General features: G+C 35.6%; 4 protein-coding genes. 1 reads left to right on the forward strand and 3 read right to left on the reverse strand.

The window, feature by feature from the left end:
- Nucleotides 1–803, forward strand: an 803-nt coding sequence (gene lptG / locus A9G30_RS08080; protein WP_065588625.1) for an LPS export ABC transporter permease LptG, incomplete at its 5' end; no start/stop codon positions are given.
- Between the two features lie 85 nt (nt 804–888).
- On the opposite strand, the gene msrB is transcribed toward lptG, so the two are convergent.
- From msrB to msrA, 3 genes are read right to left on the reverse strand one after another with little or no spacing between them, the layout of a single operon-like run.
- Nucleotides 889–1,329: a peptide-methionine (R)-S-oxide reductase MsrB gene (gene msrB / locus A9G30_RS08085; RefSeq protein WP_065588626.1), complete on the reverse strand. Its 441-nt coding sequence runs from the start codon at nt 1,327–1,329 to the stop codon at nt 889–891.
- A gap of 53 nt (nt 1,330–1,382) precedes the next feature.
- Complete coding sequence (locus A9G30_RS08090) at nt 1,383–1,904, reverse strand: cytochrome b (RefSeq protein ID WP_065588627.1); 522 nt, start codon at nt 1,902–1,904, stop codon at nt 1,383–1,385.
- Nucleotides 1,905–1,919: 15 nt separating this feature from the next.
- Nucleotides 1,920–2,453 carry a peptide-methionine (S)-S-oxide reductase MsrA gene (msrA, locus tag A9G30_RS08095; protein ID WP_065567588.1) on the reverse strand — a complete coding sequence of 178 codons (534 nt, stop codon included), beginning with the start codon at nt 2,451–2,453 and terminating at the stop codon, nt 1,920–1,922.
- Between the last annotated feature and the right edge of the window lie 40 nt (nt 2,454–2,493).

Consider the following 2,493-nt stretch of genomic DNA (forward strand, 5'->3'; position numbering starts at 1 on the left):
TGATGGAAACGTCAGGCTTTAGTCGTTTCAAAATTGCCCTTGCGGTTATGAAAACAGCATTACCGCTCGTATTAATTACAATGGCAGTTGGAGAATGGATTGCTCCTATTAGCGAACAGACTGCACGCAATATGCGCTCTGAAAAGCTTTATGGTAATACCTTAATGGCACAGCAAGGCAGCATTTGGGCTAAAGACGGTAATGATTATGTGTTTATTGGGCAGGTGAATAACGATAATTCAATATCTAATGTTTATATTTATTCCGTTGATCAAAATAAGTTGCTATCCATTACCCATGCTGCTTATGGAGTATATGAAAATGACAGTTGGACTTTATCACAAGTAGAAAAAAATGATCTAACAGCGCTCAACAAAGTGGTAGGAGTCAATATGGTATCCATCCCTTGGAAAACAAACATTACCCCAGATAAATTAAGTATTGTAGCATTTGATCCTGACTCATTGTCAGCTTCTGGACTTTATCAATATTCGCAATTTCTTAAAAGCTCAGGACAAGATACCAAGTATTATGATTTGCTATTTTGGAAAAAGATTATCAAACCCGTTTCTGTTGCTGTGATGATGTTGCTCGCTTTGTCATTTATTTTTGGTCCATTACGTAGCGTATCGATGGGCATTCGTATAGTAATTGGTATTAGCTTCGGTTTCTTATTTTATATTGCTGATAATTTATTTGCGCAAGTGAGTATTGTTATTGGAATTTATCCCATCGTTGGATCGTTGATAACCAGTGTTGTATTTTTGTTAATTAGTTATATTTTATTTAAACGAAACAACTAAGCTTGCTAAGATTTTATCAACCCTATCATCTTGTTAGATGATAGGATTTTTATTTTATAAGTTCTATTTTATCGACTGTTATTTATTATTTATCAAATAGCTTTATGTACTGCCCATAACCAGCATATTCTAATTCATCTTTAGGTATAAATCGTAAAGCAGCCGAATTAATACAGTAGCGTAACCCACCTAGCTCTTTTGGACCATCAGTAAAAACATGTCCAAGATGAGAGTCGGCATTCGCTGATCGCACTTCGGTGCGACGCATAGCAAAACTGGTATCTTTTTTTTCAATAATACTACTCTTATTTATTGGCTTAGCAAAACTAGGCCAGCCACACCCTGAATCAAATTTATCTAACGAGGTAAATAGTGGTTCACCAGATACTATATCGACATATAATCCTTCACGATGATTGGCATTAAATTCATTATCAAACGGTGGCTCTGTACCATTTTGTTGGGTAACATAATATTGCATAGGTGTTAATATGGATAGCGCTTTTTCTTTCATGTTTTTATTCATAAATCACCTTCTCGTAGTTTAAAGTTACTTGTTTTAATTAATGTCGGTTAACATCAGTTTAACATCGATTGCAATACTTTATCTTTAATTACAAAATAATGATATAAAGCACCAGCTATATGTATGATAAGTAAAATACCAAGTAAATATGAACTGGCTTGATGAACGCTATGAAATATTTGATAAGCCTGATTTGGCAAATCAACAGCAGGTATAGAGATGATACCCAAAAAATTCAACGGATGACAACTCATCAAGTAACCAGAGAGTGGCACAATAATCAATAAAATGTAGATAAATCCTTGCGTTGATTTTGACAAGACTCGCTGTAATTTATGATCTTTGGGTAAAACATCTGGTACACCATCGCGCTTTATTAACACAAAGCGCCACAATGTTAAGACAAAAATCAATATACCCAAAGATTTATGCAATAAGTAAATAACCGGCATACCCCCCAAATAGTTTGACAATACCCCCTTAAATATAACCACTAAAAACGTGAGCAAAACCAAGGTAAAAGTTAGCCAATGAACCCATTTTTGTTTACGACCATAGTGCGGATAATTTTGCATTATTAACTCATCCTTTTATTTGTGTTTTTGCCAATGCTGAGCCAAAAAATGAGAGCGCCCTGATAGTTGATAGTATTGGTTATAGCGTTGCGGTTGTTTAGTGTAATAATTTTGGTGATAGTCTTCAGCTACATAAAAACTCACAGCAGGCTCGATGGCAACACCAATTGGTTTATCAAACTTCCCGCTGGCTTGTAATGCTTGTTTAGAGGCCAGCGCTTGTTTATGTTGATATTCATTATGATAAAAAATTACAGGACGATAAGAATCGCCCCGATCGGCAAATTGCCCCTGAGAATCAGTGGGATCAATTTGTTGCCAAAAAATTTCTAGCAATTTTTTATAGCTGATGACTTTCGGATCAAACGTAATTTGCACGGCTTCAGTATGCCCTGTTGTGCCTGAACAGACTTGTTGATAGGTCGGATTAATTACATGCCCACCTGTATAACCCGATACAACATTGATCACGCCCTCATACTTATCAAAGGGTTTTACCATACACCAAAAACAACCGCCAGCAAATGTTGCTTGTTCATATTGTTGCATAAAAACCTCCACATTTTGATAATGTTAAATTAAATACGCG

The organism is Gilliamella sp. Fer4-1, from assembly GCF_001690515.1.
Classification (GTDB): Bacteria; Pseudomonadota; Gammaproteobacteria; order Enterobacterales; family Orbaceae; genus Gilliamella; species Gilliamella apicola_C.